Below are 19,180 nucleotides of genomic sequence, written 5' to 3'. Positions count from 1 at the left end.
CTTACGCTCCTCGTGCTGCGATCTCGGCGGCCGCTTCCAAGTAGGAGAGCGACCCGGTGGAGTTCACGTCGTACGCGACGACGCTCTGTCCGTAACTCGGCGCTTCACTCACCCGTACGGATCGGGGGATCATCGCCTTCAAGACCTGGTCACCGAAGTGCTCGCGCACGTCGTTCGCCACCTGGTTCGCCAGGTTGGTCCGACCGTCGTACATGGTGAGCAGGATCGTCGAGACCCGGAGGTTCGGGTTGAGGTGCCGCTCGATGAGCTCGATGTTGCGCAACAGCTGGCTGAGTCCCTCGAGCGCGTAGTACTCGCACTGGATGGGGATCAGGACTTCCTGCGCCGCCACGAAAGCGTTGATCGTGAGCAGGCCAAGGGACGGCGGGCAGTCGATGAACACGTAGTGGTACGGCTCGTCCAGCGACTGGAGGTACAGATCGAGCGCCGTGCGCAGCCGCTGCTCTCGAGCGACCAAGGAGACGAGCTCGATCTCAGCACCCGCGAGGTGGATCGTCGCCGGGACACACCAGAGGGTGTCCGACTCGGGGGACCGCTGCACAGTGTCGGCCATCGCGGCCTCGTCGACGATGACGTCGTAGATGCTCGCGACTTCAGCCTGGTGGTCGACGCCCAGGGCCGTTGACGCGTTGCCCTGTGGGTCGAGGTCGATCACGAGCACCCGCGCGCCGCCGTGGGCGAGCCCGGCGGCCAAGTTGACGGTCGTCGTGGTCTTTCCAACGCCACCCTTTTGGTTCGACACGGTGATGATCCGCGTCTTCGGGGGCAACGGGAACTGCTGCGTCGCGATCGCACGGCGCCGGCGGTTCAGGTCGGCGATCTCGCGAGCAAGCGGAGTCGACGCGTCGTAATCGGTCGATGAGCTCAACGAATGCCTCTTCCCCGGTTCGATGTTTCACGTGAAACGTGGAGCAGCATGGGATCAGTTGTCCCGATCCGAGCCGCAGGGTCAGTCAACTGTAGCCCGGAAGACGCGCGTGGTCTCTGCGACCACACCGTCCCCGAGCTCGAGGACCTCGACGTCCGAGAGGTGCTGGCGCAGGATCACCTTGCGTGCCTTCTCGATCTCCTCGTCGACTCGCGCACCCTTCATCAGGATGAGCTGCCCGCCCGAGCGGACAAGCGGAACCGTCATCGGGATGAGCTTCGACAGCGCACTCACTGCTCGCGCCGTGACCTGGTCGACCACGATGTCGTCGGAGACGTCCTCGGCGCGGCCACGGACCACTGTCACGTTCGACAGGCCGAGCCGGCTCGCCTCGCTGGTGAGCCAGTCCACTCGACGCTCCATCGGCTCGATGAGCGTGAAGTGCACGTCCGGACGGGCGATCGCGAGCACGAGACCGGGCAATCCTGCACCCGAGCCGACGTCGGCAACCCGGCCACGGGCCTCCAGGAGGGGCGCCAGCAATGCAGAGTTGAGGATGTGTCGCGTCCAGAGCCGAGGCAACTCGAGCGGGCCGATCAGGCCCAGCTCCTCGCCCCGGCGAGCCAACTCGTTCGTGAACGACCGAGCCGTTTCGATCTGATCGCCGAACAGGGCGGACGCAGCTGCAGGCTCAGCCTCGAGCACCGGAGCAGCGTCCGAAGGTGCGGGAGCGGTGTCCGCGGACACCGACTCGTCCGTCATCGGGTGACGACCGTGTGGCGGTCCCGACCCTCACCCTCGGACTCCGAGTGGAAGCCCTTCTCAGCGACGAGGTCGTGGACCAGCTTGCGCTCGTACGACGACATCGGGGGGAGTGCTGCGGACGACGATCCACCCTCGATGCGCTCGACGGCGGTGTCGACCAGTCGCTGCAGCTCGTCGGCACGAGCGTCACGGGAGCCGCCCACGTCGAGGATGAGCCGGCTGAACTCGCCCGTCTCCGCCTGGACGGCGATGCGGGTGAGTTCCTGCAGGGCCGTGACGGTGTCCGGCTTCGAGAGGACGCGGAGCGCCTCGCCGTCGTCGGTGACCGACAGGTAGACGCGACCGGCGCGCTCCTCGATCTCGATGTCTCCATCGAGGTCGCAGATGTCGAGGAGTTCCTCGATGTAGTCCGCAGCGATGTCGGCCTCGTCACGGGCGTCCTCGTCCGGGACCTCGGTGGTGTCGACGGCTGCGGCGGTGTCCTGCTCGGTCACTTACTTCTTCCCGTTCTTCTTCGAGCGCTGCTTGCCGACCGGCTGCGAACGCTGGGTGGTGACGCGCACGGCCTCGATCTCAGCGGCACCAGCACCGGCACCGGCCTCGGCGAGCACCGGGTTCGCGATTCCGCGACGCTGGGCCTTCTTGGCCAGGCGTGCCTCACGTGCCAGGGCCGCCTCGGAACCGGGCGTCGGCATGCTGCGGATGACGAAGTACTGCTGCGCCATCGTCCAGACGTTGGAGGCGAGCCAGTAGAACATGACGCCGAGGGGGAAGCTCAGACCCGAGATCACGAAGACCAGCGGGAGGATGTACAGCATCATCTTCTGCTGGCGGTACATCGGCGACGCCTTGGTCTCCGGCGACATGTTCTTGGCGACGAGCTGCAGCTGCGTGATGAACTGCGAGGCCGTCATGACGACGATCATGAAGCCGGCGATCGCACGCACTTCCCACCCGGAAGCGTTCGTGAACGTCTCGTGCAGGGGGGCACCGAACAGGGCCGCGTTGCCGAACGACGCCGCGAGGTCGTTCGTGAGCAGGCCGACGCCGGTCTTGTTGATCTGCGCTTCGTGCAGCACCGAGTACAGCGAGAAGAAGATCGGCATCTGCAGCAGCAGCGGCAGGCAGGAGCTCAACGGGTTGGTGCCCGTCTCCTTGTACAGGGCCATGGTCTCGCGGCTCATGGCCTCACGCGAGAACTGGTCCTTCTTGCCCTTGTACTTGTCCTGGATCTTCTTCAGCTGCGGCGCGACCTCGAGCATGCGGCGCTGCGACTTGATCTGCCGCACGAAGATCGGGATCAGCGCGGCGCGGACCACGAACGTCAGGAAGATGATGGAGAGGACCCAGGTGATTCCCGCGCCCGGGTCCATGCCGATGCTCTCGAAGACCCAGTGGAAGCCGACGAGGATGGCGGAGACCACCCATTTGAGCGGCCAGAGGATCGTACCGATGATTTCCATGGGGACGGCTACGCCTTTCGAGTGCGCTGGGAGAGCAGGACCGGCCGGGCCGTTCCGACCGCGGGGTGCGGCTGCTGCGGGATCGGCGCGAGGACGAACCCGAACCGGTTGACGACGAACGGGCGAGGACGTTCCGTGACGTCGTCGATCCCGCCTGCAGCCCAGGGGTTGCAGCGAGCGATGCGCCAGGCGCCCATCGCGGATCCGCGGACGACGCCGTACTGCTGGATCGCTTCGAGGGCGTACCGGGAGCACGACGGGTGGTACCGGCAGACGTTGCCGTACAACGGGGAGATCACTGCACGGTAGGCGCGGAGCACGACGACGCACGCGTTGCGTGGGAGCAACGCGGCGACCCAGGCCAGCCGGGTCCACAGGGTGCGGTTCATGCTGCCTTCTCCACCCCGCGCGCGAAGGAGCGCACGACGTCTTCGAGCAGGGTAGGCCATCCGGCCTGCGATGCGGCTGGCAGTGCGCGCACCACCACGTCGTACCCCACGGGGGAGTCGTCGAGGATGCCGTGCGCGATCGCCTTGAGCCGCCGCCTGATCAGGTTCCGGGTCACGGCGTTGCCCACCGTCTTCGCGACGATGAAGCCGAACCGCGACGGTCCGGTGGGGTCCGTCGAACGACGGACCACGGACACGACGACGTGCGCCGTGGCGCTCTTGCGACCACGACGCACGACGTTCCGGTAGTCGTCCCCGCGGACGATGCGGTTGGCGCTGGCCAACACTGCGATGCCGGGGTCAGACCGAGGACCGGATCAGGCGGTGAGCCTGATCAGGCCGAGAGCTCGGTGCGGCCCTTGGCGCGACGCGCCGACAGGATGGCGCGGCCGGCACGCGTCCGCATGCGGAGGCGGAAGCCGTGCTTCTTGGCGCGGCGACGGTTGTTCGGCTGGAAGGTGCGCTTGCTCATGATCTCTCCACACGGCTGCCCGCGGCGAGCCGTCACGTATGTATGTGTCATCGCTCGGTGTCGAACGACGCAGATGGGCGCGACCAATCGGCCGCAGTCAACTGGTTAACGGTACGTGACAGCAGCGAGCAGGTCAAACGCCGATCGGGCCGGCCTCGGTGCCGGAGGCGTCGAGGACACCGCTGCGGTCCATTCTCCACATTGGGGACAACTTCCGTTCGGTGCCACCCGGCCCGGTCCTTTACAGTGGGGTCATCGATCGGCCCCGCGCCCCGGTACGACAGGGAAGTACTCCTGTCCGACGGATCCGGGCGGTCGTGGACAACACTGTGGACAACCCTGTGGGAACACGCGCGGTACGAGGCGTCGACGAAGCCCCCGAGACCCCGACGAACCGCCGGCGCACGACACGGTCCGCTGAGTGCCACACCCCGCGGCACTCCGGCACGTCCGACCCAGCAGGACGCACCCCGGTCCGGCACCGAACGCACGACACACACCTGGAGACGAGCGCGACATGACGATGCCGGCCGACCCCGTCGAGGACCTCTGGTCATCCGTACTCGGAATCCTCAGCGAAGACCCCCGCATCACGCCCCAGCTCCACGGGTTCCTCAACCTGGTCGAACCGAAGGGCGTCCTCGCCGGCACCCTGTACCTCGAGGTCCCCAACGACCTGACCCGCGGCATGCTCGAGCAGCGGATCCGCATCCCGATCACCGAGGCCGTCGCCCGCATCGGTGACGACTCGGTCGCGAACTTCGCCATCACGGTGAACCCGGACATGGCGTCCGAACCGCGCGTCGACCCGAACGTGCCGGAGTACGCCGAACCCGTCCAGGAAGCGGTGGAGCAGAGCGCTGCACCCCGCCAGTACATCGAAGCACCCTTCGTGCCGAGCCAGATCGACTCCCCGGGCACGAGCGGCCGCCCCGAGTCGAGGCTGAACCCGAAGTACAACTTCGACAACTTCGTCATCGGCTCGTCGAACCGCTTCGCCCACGCCGCAGCGGTCGCTGTGGCCGAGGCTCCGGCGAAGGCCTACAACCCACTCTTCATCTACGGCGACTCCGGACTGGGCAAGACCCACCTGCTCCACGCCATCGGGCACTACGCCGAGAGCCTCTACCCGGGGATCCGCGTCCGGTACGTGTCGAGCGAGGAGTTCACCAACGACTTCATCAACTCGATCGCGAACAACCGGTCGAACCAGTTCCAGCAGCGCTACCGCGACATCGACATCCTGCTGATCGACGACATCCAGTTCCTGCAGGGGAAGGACTCCACGCAGGAGGCCTTCTTCCACACGTTCAACACGCTGCACGACCACAACAAGCAGGTCGTCATCACGTCCGACGTCGCACCGAAGCACCTGACCGGCTTCGAGGACCGCATGCGGTCGCGCTTCGAGTGGGGTCTGATCACCGACGTGCAGGCGCCGGAGCTCGAGACGCGCATCGCGATCCTCCGCAAGAAGGCGCAGTCCGACCACCTGCAGGTGCCGGACGACATCCTCGAGTTCATGGCGTCGAAGGTGTCGAGCAACATCCGGGAGCTCGAGGGGACGCTCATCCGCGTCACGGCGTTCGCGAGCCTGAACCGGACGGCGGTCGACATGGCCCTGGTGCAGACCGTCCTGAAGGACCTGATCACCCTCGACGAGGACAACGTCGTCGCGCCGACGGACATCATCAACCACACCGCGGAGTACTTCAAGCTCTCCGTCGACGACCTGTACGGCTCGTCCCGTTCGCAGGCGATCGCCACCGCGCGACAGATCGCGATGTACCTGTGCCGCGAGCTCACGAGCCTGTCGCTCCCGAAGATCGGGCAGCTGTTCGGCAACCGCGACCACACCACGGTCATGTACGCGAACAAGAAGATCACCGAGCTCATGAAGGAGCGACGGTCGATCTACAACCAGGTCACCGAGCTCACGAGCCGCATCAAGCAGGACCGCCGCTACCGCTGAGATCGGTACATCTCCGGGCGCATCCACCATCTGAGACGGTTCCATGGGCCGGAGTTCTCACAGTGTGGATAGCCTGTGGATAACTGTGGAGGACACGCCGCCCGGTTGTTCACAGCGAGGGGGCCCCCTGTGGAAACTGGGGATGGAAGTGGATAGATGAGATTCATTCATCCCGACGTCACCCACAGACCGCCCACAAGTCACAACCGTGTAGTTCCCTACGGCCGAGCGGCATGCACAGGGTTATCCACAGTGTGCACAGGCGTTAACACCATTACTCCTGGTTAACGATCCATCTCCGCGGGACAACCTTGTGGACGGGGGGATGACAAGAAATCCGGCCCACGTCCGCCTGTGCCAGAATGGGGCGGCCGGACAGTCCAAGCCGATCGACAGGGGTTCCAGCTGTGAAGTTCGAGGTCAACCGGGACGTCTTCTCCGAAGCCGTCTCCTTCGCGGTGAAACTCCTCCCACAGCGCACGACCCTCCCGATCCTGTCGGGCGTCCTGATCCACGCCGACGGCGATCGTCTGACGCTCTCGTCATTCGACTACGAGGTCTCGGCGCAGACGTCCATCTCGGCGCAGATCGACGACCCGGGCACGGTCCTGGTCAGCGGTCGCCTGCTGAACGACATCGCGAGCCGACTGCCGAACGCCCCGGTGACCTTCACGACCGAGGACTCCAAGATCTCGGTCTCCTGCGGATCGGCGCACTTCACGCTGCTGTCCATGCCGGTCGAGGAGTACCCGACGCTGCCCGAGATCGGTCCGCAGACCGGTGTCATCCCCGGCGATGCCTTCTCCGAGGCCGTGTCGCAGGTCGCCGTCGCCGCGAGCCGCGACGACGTCACCCCCGTCATCACCGGTGTCCAGCTCGAGGTCGGTGACAACGACCTGTCGCTCATCGCCACGGACCGGTACCGCGTGGCCGTCCGCACCATCGCGTGGGATTCCGGCCGCGTCGGCTCGGACCCGTTGCACGCTCTCGTCCCCGCCCGCACCCTGCAGGAGGTCGGTCGCACCTTCGGGTCGGCGTCCACCGTCTCCGTCTCGATCAGCGGCAACTCGGATCGTGAGCTCATCGCGTTCCACGCCGACGACAAGACGGTCACCTCCCTGCTCATCAAGGGCAACTACCCGCCGGTCCGCCGGCTCTTCCCCGAGAACGTCAACGACCACGCGGTGATCAACACCGCGGAACTGGTCGAAGCCGTCCGACGGGTCTCACTCGTCCTGGAGCGCGAAGCAGCGCTCCGGTTCTCCTTCACGGTCGACGGGCTCACGCTCGAGGCGATCGGATCCGAACAAGCGCAGGCGTCAGAGTCGATCAGTGCGTTGCTGACCGGAGAGGAAACGGTGGTCTCGCTGAAGCCCGCCTTCCTCCTCGACGGACTGAACGCGGTGCACTCCGAGTTCGTCCGCATCTCCTTCACCAAGACGGAGAACCCCAACAAGCCGGGCCCGGTGCTGATCACCGGCCAGACTTCGCAAGAGGCTGCCGCGACCGATGGATACCGGTACCTGCTGCAGCCCAACCTGCTGCTGCGATAGGCGCAACAGGAACACTGCGCTGACGCACCAGCTGCGGCCTCAGCGCGACGACGAAACAGAAGAGGAAATCATGCACATCGGTCTTGTCGGCCTTGGTCGCATGGGCAACAACATGCGTGCCCGTCTCCGCAACGCAGGGATCGAGGTCACCGGTTACGACGCGAACCCCGCCGTCTCCGACGTCGCGAGCCTCGCAGACCTGGCGGGCGCCCTGCCCGAGGGTCAGCGACTCGTCTGGGTGATGGTGCCGCACGGCAAGATCACCGACGACGTCATCACCGAGCTCGCCGGCGTCCTGAACGAGGGCGACCTCGTCATCGACGGTGGCAACTCGAAGTGGCTCGACGACACCACGCACGCCGAGCAGCTCGGTGCGCGCGGCATCCGCTACATGGACGCCGGTGTCTCCGGCGGCGTGTGGGGCAAGGACAACGGCTACGGCCTCATGGTCGGCGGTGACGTCAAGGACGTCGAGTTCGCCATGCCGGTCTTCGACGCACTGCGCCCCGAGGGCCCCCGCGAAGAGGGCTTCTCGCACGCCGGTCCGATCGGCGCGGGGCACTACGCCAAGATGGTCCACAACGGCATCGAGTACGCGATCATGCAGGCCTACGGCGAGGGCTACGAGCTCCTCGAGGCCAAGGACCTGATCACCGACGTCCCCGCCGTGTTCGCCGGGTGGCAGCGCGGGACGGTCGTCCGTTCCTGGCTGCTCGACCTCATGGTCCTGGCCCTCAACGAAGACCCGAAGCTCGACGAGCTCGAGGGCTACGTCGAGGACTCGGGCGAGGGCCGTTGGACGCTGGAAGAGGGCATCGAGCTCGCCGTTCCGATGCCGGCGCTCTCGGCGTCGATCTTCGCGCGCTTCGTCTCGCGTCAGGGCAGCGCGTCCCCGACGATGAAGGCCGTCGCGGCGCTCCGCAACCAGTTCGGCGGTCACGCCGTCAAGAAGTCCTAGGACCACCCGGGGAAACCCGGACTCGGCCCGCGTGCACGTCGACCATCTCCAACTCACCGACTTCCGGAACTACCGGGAGGCGGACGTCGACCTCGCACGCGGGCCGAACCTGTTCGTCGGGCGGAACGGACAGGGCAAGACCAACCTGGTCGAGGCGATCGGCTACCTGTCGACGCTCGGGTCCCACCGGGTCCCGACGGATGCCGCGCTCGTCCGCCAGGGTTGCGACGCCGCGATCGTCCGGGCCCGCCTGGCGCACGAGGACCGCAGCATCCTCGCCGAGGTGCAGATCAACCGCACCGGAGCGAACCGTGCGCAGGTGAACCGGTCGGCGATCAAGCCCCGGGAACTCCCCCGCTACTGCACCTCCGTCCTCTTCGCTCCCGAGGACCTCGCCCTGGTCCGTGGCGAACCGGCCGGTCGGCGACGCATGCTCGACGAGCTGCTCGGCCAGATCGCACCGCGGATGCAGGGGGTGCTGGCCGACTACGACCGCACGCTCCGCCAGCGGAACACCCTGCTCAAGTCGGCCCGTGCCACCGGCGCCAAGGCCAACGCGCTGTCGACGCTCGACGTCTGGGACGACCGCCTGGTCGGACTCGGTGCAGAGATCGTCGCCGCGCGCGACCACCTGACCCGCCGGCTCGCACCGTTCGTCGCCGAGGCGTACGCCACCGTCGCGGGCGAGGACCACGATGCCTCGATCGCCGGTGTGCTCTCGATCCGTGGCGGCGACCCGGAGGCCGCCGCCGCGACGGATCCGGTCCTCGGTACCCCCGACGAGCCGGTGAGCGTGACCGCCGCAGCCGAGGCGTTCGCGGCTGCCCTCGAGCGTCGTCGTCGCGACGAGCTCGACCGCGGGCTGACCCTCGTCGGGCCGCACCGGGATGACGTTCTGTTCCAGCTCAACGGGTTACCGGCCCGCGGGTACGCCAGTCACGGAGAGTCCTGGTCGTTCGCGCTCGCGATCCAGCTGGCGAGCGCGTCGATCCTGCGGGCCGAGTCGAACCTCGGTGACCCGATCATCATCCTCGATGACGTGTTCGCCGAACTCGACGAGTCTCGACGTGAGCGCCTCGGGAACGCCGTGGCCGACTACGAGCAGGTCCTCATCACGGCAGCGGTGTTCGGCGACGTCCCCTCACAGCTGGCCGCGCACACGGTGCGGATCGAGGCGGGCACGATCGTGACCGACGAGGCGGACGCCAGCCGGGCCTCCAGGTCGAACACGGACGCGACCGAAGCGACGGACGACACCGACGCGACGGACGACACCGACGCGACGGACGACACCGACGCGATGGACGACACCGACGCGACCCCGCCGGAAGCCGACGCCTGATGCCCCGCCCGTGGAAGCCGACCGAGCCGTCGCGGCTGTACCGGCACCTCCGTGCCGTCTTCGGCGACCCCTCGAAGCGCGGGGTGGATGCCCGCCGCCGTCGCTCCCGCGAGTTCGACGCCGACACCGTCCCCTACGGCCGCGGCCGTGAACCCCGAGGGCTCGGCGACGTCGTCGGATCCCTGGCCAACGAGCTCGGGTGGACCGAACCCCTGGCCCGCTCGGAGCTGTTCGTGGACTGGCCGAGCGTCGTCGGTGAGGAACTCGCGAAGCACTCCACCCCGGTCACCATCGACGACGGTGCGCTGGTCATCCGGTGTGACTCGACCGCCTGGGCGACCCAGCTCCGTCTCATGCGTGCCAGTGTCACGACGACCATCGCCGAGCGGCACCCGGAAGCCGGGGTGGAGTCGATCCGGGTTTCAGGGCCGGACGTCCCCACCTGGAAACGCGGCCCCAGGACGGTCCAGGGGCGCGGTCCTCGCGACACCTACGGTTGAGCCGACGAAATCATCCTGTGGTGCCAAAAAAGCCCGCCTGTGGGCCGGATGAGCCCTCGAAAGAGGGGCCTCTGCGGTAGACTGGGAGGTGCAGTGCGCGGGCGTTCCGCGCGCAGGCAGGAGCACGCTCGACATGGCATCAGAATCTGAAGACGACCCGCAGAACCCGCTCGACGCGGAGACCCCGCAGAGCGAACCGTCCTACGGAGCAGACCAGATTCAGGTGCTCGAGGGGCTCGAGGCGGTCCGCAAGCGTCCCGGTATGTACATCGGTTCGACGGGGCCCCGCGGTCTGCACCACCTGGTCCAGGAGATCGTCGACAACTCCGTCGACGAAGCCCTCGCCGGGTACTGCGACACCATCGACGTCACCATCCGTGAAGACGGCGGTGTCCGCGTGGTCGACAACGGCCGTGGCATCCCGGTCGGCATCCACGCGGCCGAGGGCGTCTCGACCGTCCAGGTCGTCCTGACCGTCCTGCACGCCGGCGGCAAGTTCGGCGGCGGCGCGTACGCGGTGTCCGGTGGTCTGCACGGTGTCGGTTCCTCCGTCGTGAACGCGCTGAGCTCCGAGCTCGACGTCGAGGTCCGACAGCAGGGCCACGTCTGGCGCCAGAGCTACACCGACGGCGTCCCGGTCGCACCGCTGACCAAGGACGAACCGTCCGACGAGCACGGCACCACGATCACCTTCTGGCCGAACGCCGAGATCTTCGAGACCGTCGTCTTCGACTACGAGACCCTGCGCACCCGGTTCCAGCAGATGGCCTTCCTCAACAAGGGCCTGCGGATCAACCTGCGCGACGAGCGCACTCCGGAAGAAGGCGAAGAGGCGCGGAACGACTCCTTCATGTACGAGCGTGGTCTCGCCGACTACGTCGAGTACATCAACGCGCAGAAGAAGGCCGACCTCGTCCACCCGGACGTCATCGGCTTCGAGTCCGAGGACACCGAGCGCAAGATCGCGCTCGAGGTCGCGATGCAGTGGAACACCTCGTACCAGGAGAGCGTCCACACCTTCGCGAACACGATCAACACGCACGAGGGCGGCACCCACGAAGAGGGCTTCCGCGCGGCGCTGACGTACCTGGTGAACAAGTACGCGCGCGAGACGAAGATCATCAAGGAGAAGGACGACAACCTGACGGGTGACGACATCCGTGAAGGACTGACGGCCGTCATCTCCGTGAAGCTCGGCGAACCGCAGTTCGAGGGCCAGACGAAGACGAAACTCGGCAACACCGAGGCGAAGGGCTTCGTGCAGCGCGTCGTCGGCGCCGAGCTCACGCACTGGTTCGAGAGCAACCCGACCCAGGCCCGCGACGTCGTCCGCAAGGCGATCCAGGCGTCGCAGGCACGGCTCGCGGCCCGCAAGGCCCGCGAGACCACGCGCCGCAAGGGGCTGCTCGAGTCGGGTGGCATGCCCGGCAAGCTGAAGGACTGCCAGTCGAAGGACCCGACCCTGTCGGAGATCTTCATGGTCGAGGGCGACTCCGCCGGCGGTTCCGCCGTGCAGGGCCGCAACCCGATGACCCAGGCGATCCTGCCCCTGCGCGGCAAGATCCTGAACGTCGAGAAGGCGCGGCTCGACCGCGCGCTCGCCAACCAGGAGATCCAGTCGATGATCACGGCGTTCGGCGCCGGCATCGGCGAGGACTTCGACCCGGACAAGGCCCGGTACCACAAGATCGTGCTGATGGCCGATGCCGACGTCGACGGCCAGCACATCACCACGCTGCTGCTGACCCTGCTGTTCCGCTACATGCGGCCGCTCATCGAGCGCGGCTACGTGTACCTCGCGCAGCCGCCGCTGTACCGCCTGAAGTGGTCGAACGCCGCACACGAGTACGTGTTCAGCGACCGCGAGCGCGACGCCCTGATGCAGTCGGGCATCGCCGCCGGCAAGCGGATCCCGAAGGACAACGGCATCCAGCGCTACAAGGGCCTCGGCGAGATGGACTACAAGGAGCTCTGGGACACCACGATGAACCCGGACACCCGCACGCTCCTGCAGGTCACGCTCGAGGACGCCGCCGCGGTGGACAGCACCTTCTCGACGCTGATGGGTGAAGACGTCGACGCACGTCGCCAGTTCATCCAGCAGAACGCCAAGGACGTCCGCTTCTTGGACATCTGAACAGTCTCGACCCTGGCCTGGAGGCGCGGTGCCAGCCGCGCGCTCTGGTCCGGACCACCTGTGGTCGCGTCCACCGCGACGAACGTCACCACGGCCTCCCGGCCGTCAGAAAGGTAACGCAAGCCAATGGCTGACGACAACGAGAACGCCCCCGACGAGCAGCCCGAGATCGTCCACGGCGACAGCGGGGACATCGTCGTCTCCGGTGACCGCATCTCGCAGGTCGACCTGCAGCTCGAGATGCAGCGTTCCTACCTCGACTACGCGATGTCGGTCATCGTCGGCCGTGCGCTGCCCGAGGTCCGCGACGGCCTGAAGCCGGTGCACCGCCGCGTGATCTACGCGATGTTCGACGGCGGCTACCGTCCGGACCGCGCGTTCTCGAAGTGCTCCCGCGTCGTCGGTGACGTCATGGGGCAGTTCCACCCGCACGGTGACTCGGCGATCTACGACGCGCTGGTCCGTCTGGTGCAGCCGTGGTCGCTGCGCTACCCGCTCGCACTCGGCCAGGGCAACTTCGGCTCGCCGGGCAACGACGGCGCAGCAGCGCCGCGGTACACCGAGACCAAGATGGCGCCGCTCGCCATGGAGATGGTCCGGGACATCGACGAGGACACCGTCGACTTCCAGGACAACTACGACGGTCGGACCCAGGAGCCGGCGATCCTGCCGGCACGGTTCCCGAACCTGCTCGTCAACGGCTCGGTCGGCATCGCGGTCGGCATGGCGACGAACATCCCGCCGCACAACCTGCGCGAGGTGGCCGAGGGCGCGAAGTGGGCGCTCGACAACCCCGAGGCGACGCGCGAAGAGCTCCTCGCCGCGCTCATGCAGCGCATCAAGGGGCCCGACTTCCCGACCGGTGCGCAGATCCTCGGCACCAAGGGCATCCAGGACGCCTACCTCACCGGTCGTGGTTCGATCACGATGCGCGCCGTCGTCAACGTCGAGGAGATCCAGGGTCGCACCTGCCTCGTCGTCACCGAGCTGCCGTACCAGGTCAACCCGGACAACCTCGCGATCAAGATCGCCGACCTGGTCAAGGACGGCAAGCTGGCCGGCGTCGCGGACATCCGCGACGAGACCTCTGGTCGCACCGGCCAGCGCCTCGTGATCGTGCTCAAGCGCGACGCCGTCGCCAAGGTCGTGCTGAACAACCTGTACAAGCACACGCAGCTGCAGGAGAACTTCGGCGCGAACATGCTCGCGATCGTCGACGGTGTGCCCCGCACCCTGCCGCTCGACGGGTTCATCTCGGCGTGGGTCGCGCACCAGGTCGACGTCATCGTCCGCCGCACCCAGTTCCGCCTGCGCGAGGCCGAGAAGCGCGCGCACATCCTGCGCGGCTACCTCGCAGCGCTCGACGCCCTCGACGAGGTCATCGCGCTCATCCGTCGTTCGCCCGACGTCGAAGAGGCCCGCTCCGGCCTGATGGACCTGCTGTCCGTCGACGAGATCCAGGCGCGCGCGATCCTCGAGCTCCAGCTCCGTCGACTGGCCGCGCTCGAGCGCCAGAAGATCCACGACGAGGCCGAAGAGCTCGAGCGCAAGATCGCCGACTTCCAGGACATCCTGGCGTCGGAGACCCGGCAGCGCACGATCATCCGCGACGAGCTCGAGGAGATCGTCGACCGCTTCGGCGACGACCGCCGCACCGAGATCATGCTCGGCTACGACGGCGACATGTCGATGGAAGACCTCATCCCCGAAGAGGAGATGGTCGTCACCATCACCCGCGGCGGGTACGTCAAGCGCACGCGCAGCGACCAGTACCGCTCGCAGCACCGCGGTGGCCGTGGTGTCCGTGGCGCCCAGCTCCGCGCGGACGACATCGTCGAGCACTTCTTCGTCACGACGACGCACCACTGGCTGCTGTTCCTCACCGACCAGGGCCGGGTCTACCGCGCCAAGGCGTACGAGCTGCAGGAAGCCGGCCGCGACGCCAAGGGCCAGCACGTGGCGAACCTGCTCGCGATGCAGCCGGACGAGCAGATCCAGCAGGTGCTCGACATCCGTGACTACGAGGTCGCGCAGTACCTCGTCCTCGCGACCGAGCACGGGCTGGTGAAGAAGACCGCGCTCACCGAGTACGACACCAACCGCACCGGAGGCATCATCGCGATCAACCTGCGCGACGGCGACAAGCTCCGGCAGGCGCTGCTCGTCGACGAGCACGACGACCTGCTGCTCGTCTCCCGACAGGGCATGTCGCTCCGGTTCACCGCGACGAACGACACCCTGCGGCCGATGGGTCGGTCGACCTCCGGTGTGAAGGGCATGTCCTTCCGCGACGGCGACTCGCTCCTGGCCGCACGCGTGGTGGCGGACGACGGCTTCGTCTGGGTGATGACCGAGGGCGGGTACGCCAAGCGCACCGCCGTCGACCAGTACCGCATCCAGGGACGCGGTGGTCTCGGCATCAAGGTGGCGAAGTTGGCGACCGACCGAGGCGACCTTGTGGGTGCTCTCATCGTCGGTGAGGACGACGAAGTGCTCGTCGTGCTGCAATCGGGCAAGGTGGTAAGGTCTGCCGTGGCCGAGGTCCCTGCCAAGGGTCGCGACACCATGGGTGTCGTCTTCGCCAGGTTCGCGGCGAACGACAAGATCATCGCAGTGGCCCAGAACACCGAGCGGAACCTGGTCGACCAGGACGACGCCGAGATCGAGCCAGCGGGCCCGGTGGAGACGGTCAGCCCTTCCGAAGCGGCCCCGGACTCCACTGATCCCATCGACACCGAGCCCGTCGCGGACGAGGCCGGAGAGGACCAGTCAAGCAATGAGTAGTGTCGCCGAGAAGCTCCAGAAGAAGGCGAAGCGACCCGTCGGCACCCGCCAAGTGCGGCTGCGGCTGGTCTACGTCGACTTCTGGTCGATGGTGAAGCTCAGCTTCCTCATCGCCCTGGCCGGCAGCATCGTGATCGTGGTCGCCACGGCGCTGGTGTGGGTCATCCTCAACCAGACGGGCGTGTTCACGCAGGTGGACGCCTTGTTGAAGGACGTCACCGGTCAGAACAGTTACTCGATCATGGACCAGTTCTCACTGGGTCAGGTGCTCGGGTTCTCCATCGTCGTGGGCATCCTCAACGTGGTCGTCGGCACCGTGCTCGGCGCCATCGTGAGCGTCCTCTACAACCTCAGTGTTCGCATCACCGGCGGCTTGCTCGTCGGCTTCACGAACAACTGACACACCCGGGCCGGGTGAGCCGATCGCTCGATTTCGTTCTGCGAGATCCGTGGGGTAGGCTTTCATCCGGTCTGAGGGGCTATAGCTCAGGCGGTTAGAGCGCTTCGCTGATAACGAAGAGGTCCAAGGTTCAAGTCCTTGTAGCCCCACCAGTTCTTCGGAACACACGACAATTCCATCCCGCCACCGATCACCTCGGTGGCACCCGGGGCCTTAGCTCAGTTGGTAGAGCGCCTGCTTTGCAAGCAGGATGTCGGGAGTTCGATTCTCCCAGGCTCCACTCCACTCCGGGATGACCCTGCTGCGGTCGTTCCACTCTCCGCCGGATCGTTCCGCCGTGCTGGCCTCGTGCCTTCGGCACTGGCCGCTCCGCGATGGCCGGCTCCGTGAGACGTCGAGCGTTCGTCGTGCGTGCGTGCGTGCTCGGGTCGGGCGGGTGCCGGTGCGCCGACGTCTCGCGGCGCCGAGGTTCCGAAATCTTGGCATCTCGGGCGCTCCAGGGGCCGCCCGTGGAACCTCGGCGGGCAACGTGCGGCATGTCGTGGAACCTCGGCGTCGGCCGACGGGCGCGTCCGCGCGGTACCGGACACGGGAACACCGCGCGTCGTCGCAGCGCTGCACCCGGAGACGACGAAGGGCCCCGGCGGAGTGCCGGGGCCCTTCGTACGAACCGTGGAGGTCAGGCGGCAGGCTTCTCCGCCGTGTCAGCGTCGTCGGCAACCCACAGGTCGTCGTCGGCGCGGAGCGTCTGGTACGCGGCGTACGCAGCACCAGCAACGGCGACGACGCCGACGATGATGAGTGCGACACCACCGAAGCCGATGCCCTTCTTCTGCTGCGACGGTACGTACTTCGCAGCAGCCTTCTTCGCCTTCTTGCCCTTCTTCTGGGCGTTCTTCACGATCTTCTTGACCCGGGGGTCCTTCGCGAGGTCGGTGACGCTGAGCACAGAGCCAGCGGTCGACACCAGCCCGGGGATGACCTCGGACTGGAACTTGTGCGAAGCGCTGTGTGCTGCGGACGTCGCAGCGTGCACGCCCGTTGCGACCGCGGGACGGATCCCGTTGTCGATCGCGTTCTGCACACGGGGGGCGATGTCCTTGCGGGCTGCGTCGGCTGCGTTCGACCGGGCTTCCGCCAGGATCGCGTTCGCGTGCTCGAGGACCTTGCGCTGCTCTCCGAGGAGCGAGGCGGTCTGGCCCTTGAGCTTCTTGATCTGCTTCCGACGCTTGCGCGGGATCTCGATCGTCGTCATCTGGTACCTCCATCGGATCGGCGTGACACCCATCCTGCCACCAGAGTCCCTGACAGGTCACGGAGCCTCACCTGTGGGTGCGGTCCGTACGCAGCCGCTACATGCGAGAATCGGAACATGTCTCTGCACACCGCTGTCGCAACGATCCACACCAACAAGGGCGACATCCGCGTCAACCTGTTCGGCAACCACGCACCGAAGACCGTCAAGAACTTCGTCGACCTCGCCACGGGCAAGCAGGAGTGGACCCACCCGGGTACGGGCAAGGTCTCCACCGACAAGCTCTACGACGGCGTCGTCTTCCACCGCATCATCAAGGACTTCATGATCCAGGGCGGGGACCCGCTCGGCCAGGGCATCGGTGGCCCGGGCTACCGCTTCGACGACGAGATCTCCCCCGAGCTCACGTTCCAGAACCCCTACATCTTCGCCATGGCCAACGCCGGCATCCAGGGTGGCCGTGGCACCAACGGCTCGCAGTTCTTCATCACCACGGTGGCGACGCCGTGGCTGCAGGGCAAGCACACCATCTTCGGTGAGGTCGCCGACGACGAGTCGCGTGCCGTTGTCGACGCCATCGAGGGTGTCCCCACCGACGGCCGTGACAAGCCCGTCGAGGACGTGGTCATCCAGAGCATCGACGTCGAAGGCGTCTGATCCTCACGTGACCGACCAGGCGTACAACCCGAACAACACCTGCTACCGGCATCCGGACCGGCAGAGCTTCGTGCTCTGCCAGCGCTGTGGGCGGACGATCTGCCCGGAGTGCCAGACGCCGGCGGCAGTCGGGGTGCACTGCCCGGAGTGCGTGCGTGAGCAGCGCGCACAGTTCGCGGCGAACCGTCGCGCGTCCGGAGCCCCCAGTGGGCTGACGGTCGCGCGACGGCGCTTCGCGATGCTCGACCAGAAGGCGACGGTCGTCATCGTGGCGATCACGGTCGCCATCTGGCTGCTGGACCAGGTCAGTGGGGGCTTCTTCACCAGCCTGCTCGCCTACAACTCGCTGCTGCTGCCCACGCAGCCGTGGCGGGTCGTGACCGTGCTCTTCGTCCACTCGGGCATCCTCCACATCCTGTTCAACATGTGGGCGCTGTGGATCTTCGGCCGGATGCTCGAGAACATGCTCGGTGCGTGGCGGTTCGTGGCGCTGTACTTCATCACCGGGATCTTCGGTTCGATGCTCGTCACGTTCCTCGCCCCCGGCACCTGGGTGGTCGGGGCGTCCGGCGCGATCTTCGGGCTCTTCGCGGCGTTCTTCGTCCTGCAGCGGAGCCTCGGTCAGAACGCCGTCCAGCTCCTGGTGATCATGGGCCTCAACCTGGTCGTCGGGTTCCTCCCGGGGACGAACATCTCGTGGCAGGCGCATGTCGGTGGCATCATCGGTGGCTTCCTGGTGGGCTTCGTGTTCGCCAAGACCCGGAACATCCGGCAGCGGCCGCTACAGATCGGCCTGCTCGTCGCCTCCGCACTGGTGGGTATCGCCCTCACCGCAGTCGGGTACGCGGTCACCATCGGCTGACACGGTCCGGTCACACGTCCCCGAACGCCCCGTCGCCTCCGCGGCGGGGCGTTCGGTGTTCCCGGGCCATCGCTGCCGGCAGCCGTCCGTTCCGCGACCACCAGGCGGACGGGAGGCACGGTGCCGGCTCGCCACGGGCCTCCCGTCCGCCGTCGGCACGCGACTCGGGCGCGACATGCGCTCGTCCACAAGGCCCTCGCCGAGTTATCCACAGGTGTGGAGAAAGCGGTGAGTTACACGCGTGTGATTATCCCCATTGTGGACTCAGCTGTGGATAACTCCGGGGTCCGGGTGTGGATGACGATGTGGAGAGTGTGGAGAAGTGTGGACAACCACCCGGATCCTCGATGATCTGGGTACCAGGGGCCGGAAGTCCTGTGGACAACGACAACGCCCGCCGCACCAACTGGTGCGACGGGCGTCAGAGAGTCTCGCGACTGTGGATCAGCGCCAGCGGGTGGTCATGAGGAAGCCGATGAACATGATGCCGAAGCCGACCAGGATGTTCCACGAACCAAGGCTCGGCACGGGCAGCGTGGCGTTCGAGATGTAGAAGACGATCACCCAGACGAGGCCGATGATCATGAAGCCGAACATGACCGGCTTGAACCACACCGGGTTCGGGGCGTCCCCGGCGGTGTCGACCGAGTCGGCTCGGGTCTTCCGGGCGGGCTTGGTGCGGTCCTTGTCACTGGCCATGGCCGGTATCCTACCGTGACCAC

Annotated in this window: 19 protein-coding genes and 2 tRNA genes; 12 read left to right on the top strand and 9 right to left on the bottom strand. The window is 66.9% G+C overall.

The window, feature by feature from the left end; genetic code table 11:
- Position 1: 1 nt before the first annotated feature.
- The 7 genes from EDF42_RS01940 to rpmH form a co-directional block, all read right to left on the bottom strand.
- Positions 2-889: a ParA family protein gene (locus EDF42_RS01940; protein ID WP_131845076.1), complete on the bottom strand. Its 888-nt coding sequence runs from the start codon at positions 887-889 to the stop codon at positions 2-4.
- 81 nt (positions 890-970) lie between these two features.
- Positions 971-1,651: a 16S rRNA (guanine(527)-N(7))-methyltransferase RsmG gene (rsmG, locus tag EDF42_RS01935; RefSeq protein ID WP_123339327.1), complete on the bottom strand. Its 681-nt coding sequence runs from the start codon at positions 1,649-1,651 to the stop codon at positions 971-973.
- Positions 1,648-2,148 carry a R3H domain-containing nucleic acid-binding protein gene (locus EDF42_RS01930; protein ID WP_123339326.1) on the bottom strand — a complete coding sequence of 167 codons (501 nt, stop codon included), beginning with the start codon at positions 2,146-2,148 and terminating at the stop codon, positions 1,648-1,650. The genes rsmG and EDF42_RS01930 overlap by 4 nt, the downstream gene beginning before the upstream one ends.
- On the bottom strand, positions 2,149-3,117 hold the full coding sequence (gene yidC, locus EDF42_RS01925; protein ID WP_123339325.1) for a membrane protein insertase YidC: 969 nt from the start codon (positions 3,115-3,117) through the stop codon (positions 2,149-2,151).
- Between the two features lie 8 nt (positions 3,118-3,125).
- The gene (gene yidD / locus EDF42_RS01920; protein ID WP_185040717.1) at positions 3,126-3,506 is read right to left on the bottom strand and encodes a membrane protein insertion efficiency factor YidD; all 381 of its coding nucleotides are present in this window, start codon (positions 3,504-3,506) and stop codon (positions 3,126-3,128) included.
- The gene (gene rnpA / locus EDF42_RS01915; protein WP_123339324.1) at positions 3,503-3,853 is read right to left on the bottom strand and encodes a ribonuclease P protein component; all 351 of its coding nucleotides are present in this window, start codon (positions 3,851-3,853) and stop codon (positions 3,503-3,505) included. Before rnpA ends, yidD begins: the two co-directional genes overlap by 4 nt.
- Before the next feature lie 47 nt (positions 3,854-3,900).
- A complete protein-coding gene (rpmH, locus tag EDF42_RS01910; protein WP_022889115.1) occupies positions 3,901-4,038 on the bottom strand; it encodes a 50S ribosomal protein L34 in 138 nt (45 codons plus the stop codon).
- A gap of 517 nt (positions 4,039-4,555) precedes the next feature.
- Between rpmH and dnaA the strand changes: the two genes are divergently transcribed.
- From dnaA to EDF42_RS01860, 10 genes are all read left to right on the top strand, one after another.
- On the top strand, positions 4,556-6,010 hold the full coding sequence (dnaA, locus tag EDF42_RS01905) for a chromosomal replication initiator protein DnaA (RefSeq protein ID WP_111083682.1): 1,455 nt from the start codon (positions 4,556-4,558) through the stop codon (positions 6,008-6,010).
- Between the two features lie 407 nt (positions 6,011-6,417).
- A complete protein-coding gene (gene dnaN, locus EDF42_RS01900) occupies positions 6,418-7,563 on the top strand; it encodes a DNA polymerase III subunit beta (protein ID WP_111083683.1) in 1,146 nt (381 codons plus the stop codon).
- 70 nt (positions 7,564-7,633) lie between these two features.
- Positions 7,634-8,521: a phosphogluconate dehydrogenase (NAD(+)-dependent, decarboxylating) gene (gnd, locus tag EDF42_RS01895; protein WP_123292939.1), complete on the top strand. Its 888-nt coding sequence runs from the start codon at positions 7,634-7,636 to the stop codon at positions 8,519-8,521.
- A gap of 31 nt (positions 8,522-8,552) precedes the next feature.
- Positions 8,553-9,863 (top strand): DNA replication/repair protein RecF, encoded by a 1,311-nt coding sequence (recF, locus tag EDF42_RS01890; RefSeq protein WP_123671302.1) that lies wholly within the window; start codon positions 8,553-8,555, stop codon positions 9,861-9,863.
- On the top strand, positions 9,863-10,363 hold the full coding sequence (locus EDF42_RS01885; protein WP_111083686.1) for a DUF721 domain-containing protein: 501 nt from the start codon (positions 9,863-9,865) through the stop codon (positions 10,361-10,363). Before recF ends, EDF42_RS01885 begins: the two co-directional genes overlap by 1 nt.
- 133 nt (positions 10,364-10,496) lie before the next feature.
- The gene (gene gyrB / locus EDF42_RS01880; RefSeq protein WP_123292937.1) at positions 10,497-12,500 is read left to right on the top strand and encodes a DNA topoisomerase (ATP-hydrolyzing) subunit B; all 2,004 of its coding nucleotides are present in this window, start codon (positions 10,497-10,499) and stop codon (positions 12,498-12,500) included.
- 126 nt (positions 12,501-12,626) lie between these two features.
- Entirely contained in the window at positions 12,627-15,284 is a 2,658-nt protein-coding gene (gene gyrA, locus EDF42_RS01875) for a DNA gyrase subunit A (RefSeq protein WP_216834274.1), read from the top strand.
- Positions 15,277-15,684 (top strand): DUF3566 domain-containing protein, encoded by a 408-nt coding sequence (locus tag EDF42_RS01870; protein ID WP_027466922.1) that lies wholly within the window; start codon positions 15,277-15,279, stop codon positions 15,682-15,684. The genes gyrA and EDF42_RS01870 overlap by 8 nt, the downstream gene beginning before the upstream one ends.
- A 75-nt stretch (positions 15,685-15,759) precedes the next feature.
- Positions 15,760-15,836, top strand: a tRNA-Ile gene (locus EDF42_RS01865).
- Positions 15,837-15,891: 55 nt separating this feature from the next.
- Positions 15,892-15,964, top strand: a tRNA-Ala gene (locus tag EDF42_RS01860).
- Between the two features lie 399 nt (positions 15,965-16,363).
- Here EDF42_RS01860 and EDF42_RS01855 read toward each other — a convergent pair.
- Entirely contained in the window at positions 16,364-16,939 is a 576-nt protein-coding gene (locus tag EDF42_RS01855) for a hypothetical protein (RefSeq protein WP_123339322.1), read from the bottom strand.
- Positions 16,940-17,056: 117 nt separating this feature from the next.
- On the opposite strand from EDF42_RS01855, the gene EDF42_RS01850 reads away from it, so the two are divergent.
- Entirely contained in the window at positions 17,057-17,596 is a 540-nt protein-coding gene (locus EDF42_RS01850; RefSeq protein WP_111083688.1) for a peptidylprolyl isomerase, read from the top strand.
- Positions 17,597-17,603: 7 nt separating this feature from the next.
- Positions 17,604-18,458 (top strand): rhomboid family intramembrane serine protease, encoded by an 855-nt coding sequence (locus EDF42_RS01845; RefSeq protein ID WP_123671301.1) that lies wholly within the window; start codon positions 17,604-17,606, stop codon positions 18,456-18,458.
- Between the two features lie 444 nt (positions 18,459-18,902).
- Here the strand turns inward: EDF42_RS01845 and EDF42_RS01840 are convergent, their stop codons facing one another.
- Positions 18,903-19,157 (bottom strand): cell division protein CrgA, encoded by a 255-nt coding sequence (locus EDF42_RS01840; RefSeq protein WP_123339320.1) that lies wholly within the window; start codon positions 19,155-19,157, stop codon positions 18,903-18,905.
- Between the last annotated feature and the right edge of the window lie 23 nt (positions 19,158-19,180).

This window comes from Curtobacterium sp. PhB172 (assembly GCF_003752545.1).
GTDB lineage: Bacteria > Actinomycetota > Actinomycetes > Actinomycetales > Microbacteriaceae > Curtobacterium.
Note: the sequence above shows the minus strand (reverse complement) of the source record. Positions and strands in the feature narration are given on the sequence as shown.

Excerpts from the sequence above, each read along its gene's own strand:
- rsmG (WP_123339327.1), bottom strand. The coding sequence starts at position 1,651 with ATGACGGACGAGTCGGTGTCCGCGGACACCGCTCCCGCACCTTCGGAC.
- yidC (WP_123339325.1), bottom strand. The coding sequence starts at position 3,117 with ATGGAAATCATCGGTACGATCCTCTGGCCGCTCAAATGGGTGGTCTCC.
- yidD (WP_185040717.1), bottom strand. The coding sequence starts at position 3,506 with ATGAACCGCACCCTGTGGACCCGGCTGGCCTGGGTCGCCGCGTTGCTC.
- rpmH (WP_022889115.1), bottom strand. The coding sequence starts at position 4,038 with ATGAGCAAGCGCACCTTCCAGCCGAACAACCGTCGCCGCGCCAAGAAG.
- dnaA (WP_111083682.1), top strand. The coding sequence starts at position 4,556 with ATGACGATGCCGGCCGACCCCGTCGAGGACCTCTGGTCATCCGTACTC.
- gnd (WP_123292939.1), top strand. The coding sequence starts at position 7,634 with ATGCACATCGGTCTTGTCGGCCTTGGTCGCATGGGCAACAACATGCGT.
- EDF42_RS01885 (WP_111083686.1), top strand. The coding sequence starts at position 9,863 with ATGCCCCGCCCGTGGAAGCCGACCGAGCCGTCGCGGCTGTACCGGCAC.
- gyrB (WP_123292937.1), top strand. The coding sequence starts at position 10,497 with ATGGCATCAGAATCTGAAGACGACCCGCAGAACCCGCTCGACGCGGAG.
- gyrA (WP_216834274.1), top strand. The coding sequence starts at position 12,627 with ATGGCTGACGACAACGAGAACGCCCCCGACGAGCAGCCCGAGATCGTC.
- EDF42_RS01870 (WP_027466922.1), top strand. The coding sequence starts at position 15,277 with ATGAGTAGTGTCGCCGAGAAGCTCCAGAAGAAGGCGAAGCGACCCGTC.
- EDF42_RS01855 (WP_123339322.1), bottom strand. The coding sequence starts at position 16,939 with ATGACGACGATCGAGATCCCGCGCAAGCGTCGGAAGCAGATCAAGAAG.
- EDF42_RS01850 (WP_111083688.1), top strand. The coding sequence starts at position 17,057 with ATGTCTCTGCACACCGCTGTCGCAACGATCCACACCAACAAGGGCGAC.
- EDF42_RS01840 (WP_123339320.1), bottom strand. The coding sequence starts at position 19,157 with ATGGCCAGTGACAAGGACCGCACCAAGCCCGCCCGGAAGACCCGAGCC.